Below are 16,345 nucleotides of genomic sequence, written 5' to 3' on the forward strand. Positions count from 1 at the left end.
AGAAACCACTGCACGTAAGGGGAAGCTCATGACAGCGACGACCGACGGATCCACCGGGGCCGCGAACCTCTTCGCGCCGCCGGCAGGACATCCGGCCGATACGACCACCGCCGCGGACGACGTGCTCGCCGCCGCGCGGCGGGCCGCGGAACGCTCTGTGGAGCACCTCCTCGGCAGACAGGACGAGCAGGGCTGGTGGAAGGGCGACCTGGCCACCAACGTCACGATGGACGCCGAGGACCTGCTCCTGCGCCAGTTCCTCGGCATCCAGGACCCGGAGACCACCCGGGCGGCCGCCCTCTTCATCCGCGGCGAACAGCTCGGTGACGGCACCTGGAACACCTTCTACGGCGGACCGAGCGACCTCTCCGCCACCATCGAGGCCTATGTGGCCCTGCGGCTGGCCGGTGACCGCCCCGACGAGCCGCACATGGCGCGCGCCGCGACCTGGATCAGGGAGCAGGGCGGCATCGCGGCCGCCCGCGTCTTCACCCGGATCTGGCTGGCCCTGTTCGGCTGGTGGAGGTGGGACGACCTCCCCGAACTCCCGCCCGAGCTGATGTTCTTCCCCACGTGGGTCCCGCTCAACATCTACGACTTCGGCTGCTGGGCCCGCCAGACCATCGTTCCGCTGACCATCGTCTCCGCGAAGCGCCCCGTGCGGCCCGCGCCCTTCGCCCTGGACGAGCTGCACACCGATCCCGCCGAGCCCAATCCGCCCAGGAAGCTTGCTCCGGCGGCCAGTTGGGACGGTCTGTTCCAGCGGCTGGACAAGGGGCTGCACCTCTACCACAAAGTCGCGCCGCGCCCGCTGCGCCGGATCGCGATGAACGTGGCGGCCCGGTGGATCATCGAACGACAGGAGAACGACGGCTGCTGGGGCGGTATCCAGCCACCGGCCGTCTACTCCATCATCGCCCTGCACCTGCTCGGCTACGACCTCGACCACCCGGTGATGAAGGCGGGCCTGGCCTCGCTGGACCGGTTCGCCGTCCACCGCGAGGACGGCGCCCGAATGGTCGAGGCCTGCCAGTCGCCCGTCTGGGACACCTGCCTGGCCACCATCGCCCTGGTCGACGGCGGACTCAGACCCGACCACCCGGCGCTCGTGAAGGCCGCCGACTGGATGCTGGCCGAGGAGATCACCCGGCCTGGCGACTGGTCCGTACGCAAACCTGAACTGGCGCCCGGAGGTTGGGCGTTCGAGTTCCACAACGACAACTACCCGGACATCGACGACACCGCCGAAGTCGTCCTGGCGCTGCGCCGCGTGCGCCACCCCGACCCCGCACGGCTGGAAGCCGCCATCGAGCGCGGGGTGCGCTGGAACCTCGGGATGCAGTCCCGCAACGGGGCCTGGGGCGCGTTCGACGCCGACAACACCAGCTCTCTCCCCAACCGCCTGCCGTTCTGCGACTTCGGCGAGGTCATCGACCCGCCCTCGGCCGATGTCACCGGCCACGTGGTGGAGATGCTCGCAGTCGAGGGGCTCGGCAGCCATCCCCGTACCCGGCGGGGCATCGAGTGGCTGCTCGCCGAACAGGAGGCGTGCGGGGCCTGGTTCGGCCGCTGGGGCGTCAACTACGTCTACGGGACGGGGTCGGTGGTGCCCGCGCTGGTCGCCGCCGGACTGCCCGCCGCGCACCCGTCGATCCGCCGGGCGGTGACCTGGCTGGAGTCCGTGCAGAACGACGACGGGGGCTGGGGCGAGGACCTGCGCTCGTACACGGAGGAGAAGTGGATCGGACACGGTGAGTCCACCGCCTCCCAGACCGCCTGGGCCCTGCTGGCCCTGCTCGCCGCGGGCCGCAGCGACAGCCGGGCCGTCGTCCGCGGGGTCACCTGGCTGACCGAGGCCCAGCAGGCCGACGGCTCCTGGGACGAACCGTATTTCACCGGCACCGGCTTTCCCTGGGACTTCTCCATCAACTACCACCTCTACCGCCAGGTCTTCCCCCTCACCGCACTCGGGCGCTACGTGTACGGCGACCCCTTCGCCGACCGTACGGGCGCGGCCAAGAGCGCCTGATGGCCGGCGCACCGGGGTCCACAGCCCCCCAGGCGCCGCTGCTGGTCGCCTGCGCGCTGGGCATCGAGCAGCTGGCCCTGCGCAGCGGCAAGCGCCCCGGGGGCCCGGTGCGGGTCCTGCGGACCGGCATGGGCCCCCGGGCGGCGGAGGCGGCCGTGGCGGCGGCCCTCGCCCCCGGGGGCGTACCGGACGCCGCCGTCATCGCCTCCGGCTTCTGCGCCGGCCTCTCCCCCGGGATGCACCCCGGGGACCTGGTCGTCGCCGAGGAGACCCGGGACGCCGACGGCGCCACCCCCTGCACCGGCACCGGGCTGCTGGTCGCCGCCCTGGCCCGGGCCGCCCCCGGCTCAGCCGTCCACACCGGCCCGCTGACCGGCTCCGACCACGTCGTACGCGGCCCCGAGCGGGTCGCGCTGCGGGCCACCGGGGCCATCGCGGTGGACATGGAGTCCGCCGCGACACTGCGTACCGCCCTGTGCCACGGACCGCGCCCGGTTGCGGCCGTCCGGGTGGTCGTGGACGCTCCAGAGCATGAGCTCGTCCGTATCGGCACGGTCCGCGGTGGAATATCGGCCTTCCGTGTTCTCCGTGCCGTCCTTCCGGCTTTCTACGAATGGCACCGATCCTTAACGCTCCCCAGGAGGTGAGCCAGATGGCCATGCCGCTCCGTCAGTCCATCAAGGTCGCGACGTATCTCTTCGAACAGAAGCTGCGCAAGCGTGAGAAGTTCCCGCTGATCGTCGAGCTGGAGCCGTTGTTCGCCTGCAACCTCGCCTGCGAGGGGTGCGGGAAGATCCAGCACCCGGCCGGTGTCCTGAAGCAGCGCATGCCGGTCGCCCAGGCGGTGGGCGCGGTGCTCGAGTCCGGTGCCCCCATGGTCTCCATCGCCGGCGGCGAGCCGCTGATGCATCCGCAGATCGACGAGATCGTGCGCCAGCTCGTCGCGAAGAAGAAGTACGTCTTCCTCTGCACCAACGCGATGCTCATGCGCAAGAAGCTCGACAAGTTCACTCCGTCGCCCTACTTCGCCTTCGCCGTGCACATCGACGGACTGCGGGAGCGGCACGACGAGTCGGTCGCCAAGGAGGGCGTCTTCGACGAGGCCGTCGCGGCGATGAAGGAGGCCAAGCGGCGCGGCTTCCGCGTCACCACCAACTCCACCTTCTTCAACACCGACACTCCGCAGACCATCATCGAGGTCCTCAACTACCTCAACGACGACCTCAAGGTCGACGAGATGATGATCTCGCCCGCCTACGCGTACGAGAAGGCACCTGACCAGGAGCACTTCCTCGGCGTCGACCAGACCCGCGAACTCTTCAAGAAGGCCTTCGCGGGCGGCAACCGGGCGCGCTGGCGGCTCAACCACTCGCCGCTCTTCCTGGACTTCCTGGAGGGCAAGGCGGACTTCCCGTGCACCGCGTGGGCGATTCCCAACTACTCGCTCTTCGGCTGGCAGCGCCCCTGCTACCTGATGAGCGACGGCTACGTTCCGACGTACCGCCAGCTGATCGAGGAGACCGACTGGGAGAAGTACGGCCGGGGCAAGGACCCACGCTGCGCCAACTGCATGGCGCACTGCGGCTACGAGCCCACGGCGGTGCTCGCCACCATGGGGTCGCTGAAGGAATCCCTGCGCGCGGCCCGGGAGACGATCACCAGCAACCGGTGACGTCGTGACGGCGAGGGGGCCGGTCGCTCCGGCCCCCTCGGGGAACGTACCCACGGAACGCAAGGAGAAGAACGGGCGATGACGGACGGCGGGCTCCAGGGCTTCGACCTAGGACGGCTCCTGGCGGAGCGCGGGGCCGAGCGGTACGAGCTGCACGCGCGCCACCTCAACCACCAGCTGCCGCGCATGCTGCACACCCTCGGCTTCGACAAGGTGTACGAGCGGGCCCAGGGCGCGTACTTCTGGGACGCGGAGGGCAACGACTACCTCGACATGCTCGCCGGGTTCGGCGTGATGGGGATCGGCCGGCACCACCCGGTCGTGCGGCAGGCCCTGCACGACGTGCTCGACGCCCAGCTCGCCGACCTCACCCGGTTCGACTGCCAGCCGCTGCCCGGGCTCCTCGCCGAGAAACTGCTCGGCCACAGCCCGCACCTGGACCGCGTCTTCTTCGGGAACAGCGGTACGGAAGCGGTCGAGACGGCACTGAAGTTCGCCCGGTACGCCACCGGCAAGCCCCGCGTCCTCTACTGCACCCACGCCTTCCACGGGCTGACGACCGGCTCGCTCTCGGTCAACGGCGAGAGCGGCTTCCGGGACGGCTTCGCTCCGCTGCTGCCCGACACCCCGATCGCGCTCGGCGACCTGGACGCGCTGCGCCGGGAGCTGAAGCGCGGGGACGTCGCGGCGCTGATCGTCGAGCCGGTCCAGGGCAAGGGCGTGCACGCCGCACCGCCCGGCTTCCTGCGCGAGGCGCAGGAGCTGTTGCACCGGCACAAGGCGCTCCTGATCGCCGACGAGGTGCAGACCGGTCTGGGCAGGACCGGCGACTTCTACGCCTACCAGCACGAGGACGGCGTCGAGCCCGACCTGGTCTGCGTCGCCAAGGCGCTCTCCGGCGGCTATGTGCCGGTCGGCGCGACGCTCGGCAAGGAGTGGATCTTCCGCAGGGTCTACTCCTCGATGGACCGGGTCCTCGTCCACTCCGCCAGCTTCGGCTCCAACGCCCAGGCCATGGCGGCGGGGCTCGCGGTGCTCACGGTGATGGAGGACGAGGAGACCGTCGCGAACGCCCGGCGGACCGGCGACCTGCTGCGGGAGCGCCTCTCCGCGCTGGTGGACCGCTACGAGCTGCTGCACGAGGTGCGCGGGCGCGGGCTGATGATCGGCATCGAGTTCGGGCGGCCCTCCTCGCTGAAGCTCCGCAGCCGCTGGACCATGCTCCAGGCGGCCCGCAAGGGACTCTTCGCCCAGATGGTCGTGGTGCCGCTGCTCCGCAAGCACCGCATCCTCACCCAGGTCTCCGGCGACCACCTGGAAGTGATCAAGCTGATCCCGCCGCTGATCATCGGGGAGGCGGAGGTGGACCGCTTCGTGGCCGCGTTCACCGAGGTCATGGACGACGCGCACAGCGGCGGCGGCCTGATGTGGGACTTCGGCCGGACCCTGGTCAAGCAGGCCGTGGCCAACCGCTGAGACTTTGCCTCCGGGGCAAGATATTTGCCCGCGAGGAAAGTTCCTGGCCCAATGGAGACATGAACCCTCCGGACGAAGGGGCGGCCGACGAGCTCCCCGGCGTCGCACCCCGACTGCGCGACCTGCGCCGCGGCCGCGGCCTCACCCTGGAGACCGCCGCCCAGCGGGCCGGACTCTCCCCGGCCCACCTGTCCCGGCTGGAGACCGGCCGCAGGCAGCCCTCGCTGCCCATGCTGCTGGGCCTCGCCCGCATCTACGGTACGACGGTCTCCGAGCTGCTCGGCGAGAAGCCGCCCGAGCGGGAGGCGGTCGTCCGGGGCGGAGCCTTCGAGGGCGCCGAGGCCGATGGCTGGATGTACCGCCGGGCGGGCGGCTCCGGCCGCGCCATGCAGGCGCTGAGGGTCCGGGTCCCCTACGGCGCCCAGGGCGATCTGGTGCGGGTGCACCCAGGTGAGGAGTGGCTGTACGTCCTCGGCGGGCGGCTGCGGGTCGCGCTGGGGCAGACCGTGCACGATCTGGACCCGGGCGACAGCGCCCACTTCGACTCGCTCACACCGCACCGGATCGCGGCCCTGGACCGGGCAGGGGCGGAGCTGCTCTTCGTCCACTCCCTGCTGCAGAGCCCCGCGGCCGAGCTCTGCCTCGGCAACGCGCTCCACGCGCGCTGACCCCTTCGTTCCACCGGGCCGCGAGGCCGGCAGAGAGGACCGTCATGTCCGATTCCGAGCACTACGACCCGCTGGGCCCGAGGCGCCCGAAGACCACCAAGGACTCGCAGGAGCGCCGGATGCCGCGCGGTCTGGTGATCCGGCTCTTCGCCTACCTGGTGGTCGGCCATGTGATCGCGGCCTTCCTCTACCTGCTCTTCATGGTGGCGGGCGCGGAGTAAGCCGTCAGCTCCCGTCGAGCAGCCGTTCGCGGAGGCGTTCCCGGGTCTCGGGGGAGATGCCCAGCCCCTCCGCCAGGTAGCGGTCGGTCGTGCCCCACGTCTCGTCGATGGCCGCGAACGCCGCCGAGAGGTAGGAGGCCTGCGCCCCGAAGAGCGGGTTGAGGAGCTCCATCACCTCGGCGGACATCCCGGTCTCGGACATGTCCGTGCGCTTCACCTTGTACCGGCGGTGAGGATCGTTGGACTTGAGGTAGTCCGCCTCGATCGCCTCGCGCTCGACGCCGACCGCGAGCAGCGAGACCGCGATCGACAGACCCGCCCGGTCCTTGCCGGCCGCGCAGTGCATCAGGGCCGGCACGCTGTCCTCCGCCAGCGCGTGCAGCACCCGGCTGTGCTCGGCGGTGCGGTCCACGATGATCGCGCGGTACATGTGGAGCATGCGCTCGGTGCCCTTGTCGTTCGCCAGGATCGAGCGCAGCTGCTCGATGTTCCCGTCGCGGACCAGCCGCCAGAACTCGGCTCCGTCGGCCGGGTCGGAAAGCGGAATGCTGACATTGCGGACACCGGCCAGCTCGATGTCGTACCCGTCGAGCTTGTGGTCGGCGGAGTTGCGGAAGTCGAAGATGGTGTGCAGCCCGAGCCCGCCGAGGACGAGGGCGTCCTCGGCAGTGGCGTGCGCCAGATGACCGCTGCGGTAGAGCCGACCGAAGGCGGTGCGCCGCCCGTCCGCGGTGGGAAGCCCGCCCACGTCACGGAAGTTACGGACTCCGGTCAGTGCGGTCTCGGTCGGCGGGACCTGCGGCACCTGCTGCGTCACGGTGGCTCCTGGAATCTCTGGCGTCGGCGCGGCTCTCCGGCGAGGGCGCTCCTGCGACGATACGACATCGATGCACGGGGAATTCGGTGGTCTGCTGATGGACCGTCAGGGGTGGTGTCCGTGGAGTGTCCGTATTGGTGCATTTCGCAGAACATGCCCCGCTAATGGGGGACATGGGGATCCGTAGGTGAGCGGGATCATATCCGTGACGGACCGTGGCGGCGGTGCCCGGGCGATTTCCCAGGATCCGTACGGAAAGCCAAGATCCGTAATCCACGGAGGGTGACGGGAAATCCGGAGAGAAATTGAATCGATGATTCCGATGTGCAACCGACGGCTTGTTCCCGTCGTCCTCGCTCGTTTACGGTCACCGTCAATCCGGACGGACCGCCTAATCCTGCCACCGCCCGGAATTCGCACCCACCCACTCACGTGCGGCAGGAGCGGGGGAACCAGGTAAGCCGCCGGCCCGGAGCGATCCGGACCGGCTCGGGGTGAAGTCGCCACCCGGCGGCCGGGCATCTCCAGCCCGAACCCGACAGCTCACCTCGCAGGCGCCGGAGAGGAACTTCCCCATGCCCGCAAAGGGTAAGCACCGTCGTCCCAAGTCCGGCCCGATCCACCGCGGCGTCCTCGCCGCGGGTACCGGCGGCGCCGTACTCGCCCTCCCGCTGATCGGCGCCACCGGCGCCCACGCCGCGGACAAGGCAGCCCCCGCCGTCAGGTCCGCGGCCGCCCCCGCCGCCGCGCAGACCGCACAGCAGGCCGCGCCCGCCACGGCGAAGACCGCCCCGAAGACGTACTCCGTCGTCTCCGGCGACTACCTCGCGAAGATCGCGGCCGAGCACCAGGTCAAGGGCGGCTGGCAGAAGCTGTACCAGGACAACCGCTCGACCGTCGGCGAGAACCCCGGCCTGATCTTCCCGGGCATGAAGCTGACGCTCGGCGCCAAGGCGTCCGGCTCCGCCACCCCGTCGGAGGCGAAGAAGTCCGCCCCGGCCCCGAAGGCCGCCTCCAAGGCCGCCGCCCCCAAGGCCGCCCCGAAGAAGGCTGAGCAGGCCCCGAAGGGCGACACCCTCTCGGCCGACGAGTCCGACGCCGCCGCTCCGGCCGGAACCTCCGCGCAGACCGGCTCCTCGCAGTCCACCGGCTCCGGCTGGACCGCCCCGCTGGACCACGCCAACGTCACCACCCCGTACCGGGCTTCCGGCTCCAGCTGGTCCAGCGGCTACCACACCGGCTCGGACTTCCAGGCCGCCTCCGGCACGCCCATCCGCGCCATCGGCCCGGGCACCGTGGTCTCGGCCGGCTGGAGCGGTTCGTACGGCAACGAGGTCGTCATCCAGCACGAGGACGGCATGTACTCCCAGTACGCCCACCAGTCCTCGCTGAGTGTCTCCGCCGGCCAGACCGTCACCGGCGGCCAGCAGATCGGCCTCTCCGGCTCCACCGGAAACTCCACCGGCCCGCACCTCCACTTCGAGGTCCGCACCGGTCCGGGCTACGGCTCGGACGTCGACCCGGTCGCCTACCTGCGCCAGCACGGCGTCTCCCTCTGACCCGAGGGCTACCGGAAGTGATCGAGGGGCGGTGCGCGGCGGCGCACCGCCCCTCCGCTTATTCCGGCTTTACCGAAATCTGACCGGGTGGTCTATCTCACCACCCGTCAACCCCGTATTACGGTCGCGTAGGTCACATTGAACGGTGCAGGATATGTGCTCGTGGCAGACGATTCGAGAACCAAGCAGCAGAACACCATCGGGTCGTACGCGGCGATCGGGGACAGTTTCACGGAGGGCGTCGGCGATCCCGGCCCCGACGGCACCTTCGTCGGCTGGGCGGACCGGTTCGCGGTTCTGCTCGCCGACCGGCTCCCGCCCCCCGACGCGGCGACGAACCCGGACGAGACCCGGCACGGCAATTTCCGTTACGCCAATCTCGCCGTACGCGGACGCCTCCTCGACCAGATCGTCGAGGAGCAGCTTCCCCGCGCCAAGGAACTGGCCCCCGACCTGGTCAGCTTCTGCGCGGGCGGCAACGACATCATCCGGCCCGGCACCGACCCCGACGATCTCGCCGAGCGCTTCGAGCGGGCCGTCGCGGACCTGACCCAGGCGGTCGGCACCGTCATGGTCACCACCGGCTTCGACACCCGGGGCGTTCCGGTGCTGCGCCACATGCGCGGCAAGATCGCCACGTACAACGTCCATCTCCGGGCGATCGCCGACCGCTACCACTGCCCCGTGCTCGACCTGTGGTCGCTGCGCTCGGTCCAGGACCGGCGTGCGTGGGACGCCGATCGGCTCCACCTGTCGCCCGAGGGCCACACCCGCGTCGCGCTGCGCGCCGCCCAGGTCCTCGGCCACGACGTGCCGGCCGAGCCGGACCAGCCCTGGCCGCCGCAGGCCCAGCGCAGCCCCTTCGACGAGCGGCGCGACAACATCCAGTGGGCGCGGGAGTACCTCGTGCCGTGGATCGGCCGGCGGCTGCGCGGCGAGTCGTCGGGCGACCATGTCGAGGCGAAGCGGCCGGACCTGCTGCCGCTGTAGTGGGTCAGAGCTCCAGCAGCGGGAGCGTACGCCGGGACGGGCCCGAGGTGACGGGCCCGGTCGGCGCGCACGCGCCGGACCCGGCGGGTACCCGCTCCGGGGCGCCGCCCGCGCACACGTCGTACAGCGGCGTCTCCAGGCGGACGTAGCCGATGTGGCAGTCGCACACGGCCAGCGGGCAGGCCCGCGGGCGAAGCGCCCGGCGGTAGCTGCCGTCGTCGAGATTGCCCAGCTCCGCCTTGCCGAAGTGGCGCCTTGGCGTTCGGGCTGGACGGCACCGCCTACGCCACGGTGCGCCACACCTGACGTGTCAGCCGGTCAGCGCGGCGTGGTCGAGGCCCAGCTCGCGGGCGAGCGCGTCGTCGGTCCAGCGCAGCATCGTGGACCGGGAGAGCGGACCCGCGTACGACGTCATCTGCACGGCCAGTCCGTCCAGCAGGGCGGTCAGCCGCCAGGCCGCCGACTCCGGATCCTCGCAGCGGAACTCACCGGCGGCGGCGCCCTCCGCGATGACCTCGGCCAGTTCCGCCTTCCACCGCCGGTCGAGATCGCCCGCGACCTCGCGCAGGGCGGGCTCCCGCAGGGAGGCCGCCCAGCCCTCGATCCACAGCCGCCACCCCTTGGCCTGCCCGGTCGGCGCGTACCACCGCACGGCTGCCCGCAGACGCCGTACGGCGGAGGTGCGCCGGGCCAGCAGCTTGCGCAGATGGGCGAGATCGGCCTCGGCCGCGTACCCGAAGGCGGCGGCGACCAGCTTCTCCTTGGTCGAGAAGTGGTAGAGCACCAGCGCGTTGCTCACCCCCAGAGCGGACGCCACATCGGCGATCCGCACGGAGGAGGCCCCGCGGATCTCGATCTGCTCGACCGTCGCCTTCAGCAGCTCCTCGCGCCGTTCCGCCACGTTCAACCGGACTCTTGCCACGCGACCACCCTAGTCAATGCGCCGGTCACTGCCGGTCACCGGAGATTTCGCCGCCACCGCGATGACGCGACGGCGGCACCCGGACGTGACACCTCCCGCGGGAGCCTCCGGACCGGAATCCTCGGGGGGAGAAGCACGTTGGACCGTTCATGACGTCATTCGAACCGGCTCAGGAAGCGCTGCTCCGCCTCTTCGGCGAGCACGACGGGGGAGTGCTCGTCACTCTCAAGCGGGACGGGCGCCCCCAGCTGTCCAACGTCAACCACGCCTACTACCCCGACGAGCAGGTGGTCCGGGTGTCGATCACCGAGGGCCGGGCGAAGACCCGCAACCTGCGGCGTGACCCCCGCGCGAGCTACCACGTCACCAGCGACGACCGCTGGGCCTGGACCGTCGCGGACGGTACCGCCGAGCTGACCCCGCCCGCCGCCGAACGGGACGACGCCACGGTGGAGGCCCTGATCACGCTGTACCGCGACGTCCGCGGTGAGCACCCGGACTGGGAGGACTACCGGCGGGCCATGGTCGATGACCGCCGGGTGCTGCTCACTCTGCACATCGAGCACGTCTACGGGCAGCCGCGTGGCTGAACCGTCACCGGCCGGACCGTGGCGGGGCCCCGACGGGGGTCCCGCCCGCCGCGTGCCGGGCGTCGCCGGCCGGATCCGCTGCCCCGTTCACCGTCCTCTCCTCGCCCTGTCGGGCAGTCCGACGATAATGAGACGACACCGACTCCCCCAGGAGATGTTGTGACCGGCGCCGACTACTTTGTCCCCTTCCGTACGAAACTGCGTTCGATGCGCTCCGAGTCCTTCGGGGCCGATCCCGCAGGAGCGCGGATGCAGCGCATCCTCAGCTCGCCGAACTTCGCCGACGGGGTGTTCCAGAACCCGCTGGGTGCCCGGACGAGGCCGTCCGGGTCCACGCTGGAATTCGCCAAGATCTACTTCCGGAAGGAGCAGCGGATCCGCAGGGCGCCGGCGGGCAGCGTTCCGGTCCACGCCACCACCCTCGCCGATCTGGCCGCACCGCCCGCCACGGGGTTGCGGCTGACCTGGATGGGCCACTCCAGCGTGCTCGCCGAGATCGACGGCCGCCGGGTGCTGTTCGACCCGGTCTGGGGCGAGCGGTGTTCCCCGTTCCCCTTCGCCGGACCCAAGCGGCTGCACCCCGTTCCGGTGCCGCTTGCCACGCTCGGACCCGTAGACGTGGTGGTGATCTCCCACGACCACTACGACCACCTCGACCTGCCGACGATCCGCGCGCTGGCGGCCACGGACACCGTCTTCGCCGTGCCGCTCGGGGTCGGCGCCCATCTGGAGCGCTGGGGAGTGGCCCCCGGCCGGCTGCGCGAGCTCGACTGGAACGAGACCGCGGAGGTCGACGGCATCAGCCTCACCGCCACGCCCGCGCGGCACTTCTGCGGCCGCGGCCTGCGCAACAACCAGCACACCCTGTGGGCCTCCTGGGCCGTCTCCGGCCCGGAGCACCGGATCTACCACAGCGGGGACACCGGCTACTTCCCCGGGTTCCGGGACATCGGCGCCGAGCACGGCCCCTTCGACGCCACGATGATCCAGATCGGCGCCTATTCGGAGTACTGGCCGGACATCCACATGACCCCCGCCGAGGGCATGCGCGCCCACCTGGACCTCCAGGGCGGACGCCCCCACGGGATGATGCTGCCGATCCACTGGGGGACCTTCAACCTCGCACCGCACGCCTGGGCCGAGCCCGCCGAGTGGACGAAGGACGCCGCCGAGGAGGCCGAGCAGGCGGCGGCGTTCCCCCGGCCGGGCGAACCCTTCGAACCCGCCGGAACCCTCCCGGTGGACCCGTGGTGGCGAGCCGTCTCCGCACCGATAACGGCCCCGCAGTGGCGAACGGCGACACCGGACGCGGTCCCGGGCGGTGCACCGGTCGCGCGGCGGGACCTCGATGTGGCCGGGGAGCGGTGACCGCCGGAGGAGGGAGCGCCGGCTTCCTCCCGGCGGACCGGGGCCCCTCCAGCCGCTCTCGGCCGACGCCGGCTTACGGGCCGGTTCGCGCTCATCGGTGAGTGCGAGCGGCATGGGCGAGGGTCCGCCCGCCGAGGTGCAGGTCTCCTTGCCCTTGATCACTCCACAGGCCCGCGCGGATGCCGGAAGGGCGCCTCGACCGGCCACCAGCGCCGTGCAGGCGGAAGCGGCGGAGACGAGGGTCGTTCGGTCGTTCTCGTCCGGGACGGACCCGCCGGAGGGACTGGCTCCGCCGGGCCCTCGTGCTGCGGAGCCTCGGACGGTACGTCCCCGCCGGGAGCAGCCGATTCGTCGTGGGGCACGGTTCCCCGGGGCCCGGGCCTCCGGCCGTCCCGCTCCTGCTCGCGCTGGACCAGCAGAGCCGTCGCGGGGACCCCGACAGCCGCCGCGCATTCGGCGATCGCCGCTCAATCTGGCTTCCTTGCGCCCAGGAATGGTGCGGACACAGCTTCCATTCCTTCCCGAAGGCCGGTCGAACACGAGCGGGCCGGCACCCCCGGGCAGGGGTGCCGGCCCGTGAGGCCGTGCTGTGGTGCCGATCCGCTCCTCCCGGAGGGACGGCCCCCGGAAATCAGGCCGCCGGGGCCGGGTACGTCGGGTACTCGACGCCGGAGACGTGCTGGACGACCCGGATGACCTGGCACGAGTAGCCGAACTCGTTGTCGTACCAGAGGTAGAGGATCGCGTTGTCGCCGTCGACCTTGGTGGCGCCCGCGTCGACGATCGAGGCGTGGCGCGAGCCGATGAAGTCGCTGGAGACCGCGTCGGGGGCGCTGATGAAGTCGATCTGGCGCTTGAGTGGCGAGGCCAGCGACACGTTGCGGAGGTAGTCGAGGACCTCCTGGCGGTTGGTCTCCCGGCCCAGGCGCAGGCTCAGGATCGCGATCGAGACGTCCGGCACCGGAACGCGGATGGAGCTGCCGGTGATCGGCGCGTCCAGGTCCGGCAGCGCCTTGGCCACGGCCGACGCGGCGCCGGTCTCGGTGATGACCATGTTGAGCGCCGCCGAGCGGCCGCGCCGGTCGGAGCTGTGGTAGTTGTCCAGCAGGTTCTGGTCGTTGGTGTACGAGTGGACGGTCTCCACGTGGCCGCGCAGGACGCCGTACTCGTCCGCCATCGCCTTGAGCGGCGGGACGATCGCGTTGGTGGTGCAGGACGCGCAGGACAGGATCCGCTCGTCGTCCTTGATCGTGTCGTGGTTGACCCCGTGGACGATGTTGGGGACGTCGCCCTTGCCCGGCGCGGTCAGGACCACCTTGGCGATGCCGGGGCGCAGGTGCTTCGAAAGCCCCTCGCGGTCGCGCCACCTGCCGGTGTTGTCGATCAGGATGGCGTCCTTGATCCCGTACTCGGTGTAGTCCACTGCCGTCGGGTCGTCCGAGTAGATCACCTTGATCTCGTTGCCGTTGGCGACGATCTTGCTGTTCGCCTCGTCGACGGTGATCGTGCCGGAGAACTGGCCGTGGATCGAGTCGCGCCGCAGCAGTGAGGCGCGCTTGACGATGTCCTGGCCGGATCCCTTGCGTACGACGATGGCGCGCAGCCGCAGTCCGTTGCCGGAACCGGCCTTCTCGATGAGAAGACGGGCGATGAGGCGGCCGATGCGGCCGAAGCCGTAGAGGACGACATCGCGCGAGGCGCGGCGGTCGATCTTGTTGGCGCCGGTCGCCCCGGCGACGGCCTCGGCGGTGAACTCCTCCACCGTCAGGCCGCGGTCGTCGGCGCGGAACGTCGCGGCCAGCATGCCTATGTCGATCTGGGAGGGGCCGAGGTCGAGCGTCGTCAGAGCCCGCAGGAACGGCATCGTCTCGGTGACGGACAGCTCCTCACCGGCGATCTGCCGGGCGAAGCGGTGGGTCTTGAGGATGCTGACCACCGACTTGTTCACCAGGGAGCGGCTGTGCAGCAGGACGTTCACGTCCTGCTCACGGTGCAGCTTCCCGATGATCGGGATCATCGACTCCGCGATCTCCTCGCGGTGCATCCAGTTGGTGAACGAGTCGTCATTGACAGTCACGTGTTTATCTTTCGAGCTAGGCGGCGCTCATATGGTAGCCGCCCTGGTGTGCTCATCCTCCAGGTGGTCCCGTCCGGGGATCCGGGGGTGGACACCTCGACGTCAATGCGGCGTAATCGGGCGCCCGTGCGAGAGGTCATACCAGAGCGGGACGGATGGCGGGCAAGTTCGACAACTGCCCGTCGCGCACAGGTCGGTCGCGACTACCGTGTGTGCTCGGTGATCAACGGGGCTCCTGGATTGCGGGGCGCCCGACCGCTGACCCGAGCTGGACCGACCACCGTAGGTGCCACCGCATGAACACCGACAGGGGCGACAGGAACGCCGATTCCTGGTGCCCCCTGTACCGAGGACGCTGATGTCTCAACTTCGCGCACCCGCCGCGCGACCGGACCGCCGCGAGGGCGGGCGGCACGGCCGCCCCGGCGCACGCGCCCACTCGGCCACGAGCAGGCCGCGTGCCACCCACCCCACCCCCGAGGGCCGCATACGCCCCCAGTTGCTGCGCACCGCGCTGCTCCCCACCATCGCCGCCCTGCTCAGCGGCGCCGCAGCCGTCATCTTCACCATCCGCGACGGCGCCGTCGCCCCGTCCCCGAGCCTGTGGGCCGCACTCGGCGGATCGGCCGCCCTGGCCGTCGCCGCCGTCGCGGCCGCCTACCTCGGCGCCCACCGCGTGGCCGGTGCCGTGCTCGACCGGGCGCTGACGCTCCGCCGCGCCAGCGCCCAGGGCCAGGCCGAACTCCAGCGGGCGGTGGAGCGGCTCCGCGCCGGAGAACCCGTCGGCCCCCGGCGGCCCACGCCACCGCCCGCCCCTGACGGCGACGCCTTCGACCTGCTCGCCCAGGAGATGGCGCGGGCCCAGGACTCCGCGGTCACTGCCGTCGTCCAGGCCTCGCAGCTCTTCAGCTCCACCGGCAACGAACAGAAGGTCGAGGTCTTCGTCAACCTCGCCCGGCGGCTGCAGTCCCTCGTCCACCGCGAGATCCAGATCCTCGACGAGCTGGAGCACGAAGTGGAGGACCCTGACCTGCTCAAGGGCCTCTTCCACGTCGACCACCTCGCCACCCGCATCCGCCGCCACGCGGAGAACCTCGCCGTCCTCGGCGGGGCCGTCTCCCGGCGCCAGTGGAGCAACCCGGTCACCATGACCGAAGTGCTGCGCTCGGCCATCGCGGAGGTGGAGCAGTATCCCCGGGTCAAGCTCGTCCCGCCGATGGACGGCACCCTGCGCGGCCACGCCGTCGCCGACGTGATCCACCTCCTGGCCGAACTGGTGGAGAACGCCACAGTGTTCTCCGCTCCGCACACCCAGGTGCTGCTGCGCGTCCAGCGCGTCACCGCCGGTCTCGCGCTGGAGGTGGAGGACCGCGGCCTCGGGATGCCGGACCACGAGCAGAACCGGATGAACGCTCTGCTCTCCGACCCCGACCAGGTCAACGTCGCCCATCTGCTCCAGGACGGCCGGATCGGCCTGTTCGTCGTCTCGGCCCTGGCCCGCCGCCACGGCATCGCGGTCCGCCTGCAGAGCAACATCTACGGCGGCACGCAGGCGGTCCTCGTCCTGCCGCAGACCCTCCTCGGGGCCGACCCGGACACCGCGGCCCCGCCCGGCGCCGCCCCCGTACCGCCGCCCGGAGCCGTACACCGGCCGCCCGCAGACGGCGGACCGCCGACGCCGCCGCAGGTGCGGGCCGCCCAGCCGCAGGCCGTCACCGCATCCCCGGGCCAGGCGCCCGCCGGTCACCCGCGCGACGCCCAGGCCCCGGGTTCGCACGCCCACGCCGCACCGGAGAGCCGCCCGCCGGGGCCCCGCGTCGAGGCGCCGCCCCTCCCGCTGCGCGCCGAGCGGGTCGACCGGCCGCCAGCATCCGGGACAGCTCCCGGACCCGGTCCTCGCCCTCCAGGACCGTGACCCCGCTCCGGGTCACCGAGCCGTCCACGGTCTTCTCGACC

13 protein-coding genes, 2 pseudogenes and 1 riboswitch are annotated in these 16,345 nt (G+C 71.3%); of the genes and pseudogenes, 11 read left to right on the plus strand and 4 right to left on the minus strand.

Annotated elements, in window-relative coordinates; genetic code table 11:
* The first annotated feature begins 28 nt into the window (after positions 1–28).
* From shc to ABZ154_RS29360, 6 genes are all read left to right on the plus strand, one after another.
* Entirely contained in the window at positions 29–2,029 is a 2,001-nt protein-coding gene (shc, locus tag ABZ154_RS29335; RefSeq protein ID WP_356837390.1) for a squalene--hopene cyclase, read from the plus strand.
* The gene (locus tag ABZ154_RS29340; protein WP_356837391.1) at positions 2,029–2,676 is read left to right on the plus strand and encodes a 1-hydroxy-2-methyl-2-butenyl 4-diphosphate reductase; all 648 of its coding nucleotides are present in this window, start codon (positions 2,029–2,031) and stop codon (positions 2,674–2,676) included. The genes shc and ABZ154_RS29340 overlap by 1 nt, the downstream gene beginning before the upstream one ends.
* A 5-nt stretch (positions 2,677–2,681) precedes the next feature.
* On the plus strand, positions 2,682–3,701 hold the full coding sequence (hpnH, locus tag ABZ154_RS29345; RefSeq protein WP_356837392.1) for an adenosyl-hopene transferase HpnH: 1,020 nt from the start codon (positions 2,682–2,684) through the stop codon (positions 3,699–3,701).
* Between the two features lie 78 nt (positions 3,702–3,779).
* The gene (locus ABZ154_RS29350) at positions 3,780–5,177 is read left to right on the plus strand and encodes an aspartate aminotransferase family protein (RefSeq protein WP_356837393.1); all 1,398 of its coding nucleotides are present in this window, start codon (positions 3,780–3,782) and stop codon (positions 5,175–5,177) included.
* Positions 5,178–5,236: 59 nt separating this feature from the next.
* The gene (locus ABZ154_RS29355; RefSeq protein WP_356837394.1) at positions 5,237–5,845 is read left to right on the plus strand and encodes an XRE family transcriptional regulator; all 609 of its coding nucleotides are present in this window, start codon (positions 5,237–5,239) and stop codon (positions 5,843–5,845) included.
* A gap of 44 nt (positions 5,846–5,889) precedes the next feature.
* Complete coding sequence (locus ABZ154_RS29360) at positions 5,890–6,066, plus strand: DUF6126 family protein (RefSeq protein ID WP_356837395.1); 177 nt, start codon at positions 5,890–5,892, stop codon at positions 6,064–6,066.
* Between the two features lie 4 nt (positions 6,067–6,070).
* Here ABZ154_RS29360 and ABZ154_RS29365 read toward each other — a convergent pair whose 3' ends face one another.
* On the minus strand, positions 6,071–6,883 hold the full coding sequence (locus tag ABZ154_RS29365; RefSeq protein WP_356837396.1) for a tyrosine-protein phosphatase: 813 nt from the start codon (positions 6,881–6,883) through the stop codon (positions 6,071–6,073).
* A gap of 411 nt (positions 6,884–7,294) precedes the next feature.
* Positions 7,295–7,455, plus strand: a riboswitch (cyclic di-AMP (ydaO/yuaA leader).
* 3 nt (positions 7,456–7,458) lie between these two features.
* Between ABZ154_RS29365 and ABZ154_RS29370 the strand changes: the two genes are divergently transcribed.
* Together ABZ154_RS29370 and ABZ154_RS29375 are read left to right on the plus strand one after the other, a co-directional pair.
* Positions 7,459–8,442, plus strand: coding sequence for a LysM peptidoglycan-binding domain-containing M23 family metallopeptidase (locus ABZ154_RS29370; RefSeq protein ID WP_356837397.1), 984 nt, complete (start codon positions 7,459–7,461; stop codon positions 8,440–8,442).
* Positions 8,443–8,604: 162 nt separating this feature from the next.
* Positions 8,605–9,432, plus strand: coding sequence for an SGNH/GDSL hydrolase family protein (locus ABZ154_RS29375; RefSeq protein WP_356837398.1), 828 nt, complete (start codon positions 8,605–8,607; stop codon positions 9,430–9,432).
* A gap of 4 nt (positions 9,433–9,436) precedes the next feature.
* Here ABZ154_RS29375 and ABZ154_RS29380 read toward each other — a convergent pair.
* Positions 9,437–9,688 (minus strand): annotated as a pseudogene (locus ABZ154_RS29380) (radical SAM protein); the annotation flags it as partial.
* Between the two features lie 54 nt (positions 9,689–9,742).
* Entirely contained in the window at positions 9,743–10,354 is a 612-nt protein-coding gene (locus tag ABZ154_RS29385) for a TetR/AcrR family transcriptional regulator (protein WP_356837399.1), read from the minus strand.
* A 149-nt stretch (positions 10,355–10,503) separates the two neighbouring features.
* Between ABZ154_RS29385 and ABZ154_RS29390 the strand changes: the two genes are divergently transcribed.
* Together ABZ154_RS29390 and ABZ154_RS29395 are read left to right on the plus strand one after the other, a co-directional pair.
* Positions 10,504–10,944 (plus strand): PPOX class F420-dependent oxidoreductase, encoded by a 441-nt coding sequence (locus ABZ154_RS29390; RefSeq protein WP_356837400.1) that lies wholly within the window; start codon positions 10,504–10,506, stop codon positions 10,942–10,944.
* A 159-nt stretch (positions 10,945–11,103) separates the two neighbouring features.
* Entirely contained in the window at positions 11,104–12,312 is a 1,209-nt protein-coding gene (locus ABZ154_RS29395; protein WP_356837401.1) for an MBL fold metallo-hydrolase, read from the plus strand.
* A 631-nt stretch (positions 12,313–12,943) separates the two neighbouring features.
* Here ABZ154_RS29395 and ABZ154_RS29400 read toward each other — a convergent pair.
* The gene (locus ABZ154_RS29400; RefSeq protein WP_356837402.1) at positions 12,944–14,389 is read right to left on the minus strand and encodes a glyceraldehyde-3-phosphate dehydrogenase; all 1,446 of its coding nucleotides are present in this window, start codon (positions 14,387–14,389) and stop codon (positions 12,944–12,946) included.
* A gap of 358 nt (positions 14,390–14,747) precedes the next feature.
* Here ABZ154_RS29400 and ABZ154_RS29405 point away from each other — a divergent pair.
* Positions 14,748–16,259 (plus strand): annotated as a pseudogene (locus ABZ154_RS29405) (ATP-binding protein); the annotation flags it as partial.
* Positions 16,260–16,345: the final 86 nt, after the last annotated feature.

Source organism: Streptomyces sp. NPDC006261 (genome assembly GCF_040613515.1).
Taxonomy (GTDB): domain Bacteria; phylum Actinomycetota; class Actinomycetes; order Streptomycetales; family Streptomycetaceae; genus Streptomyces.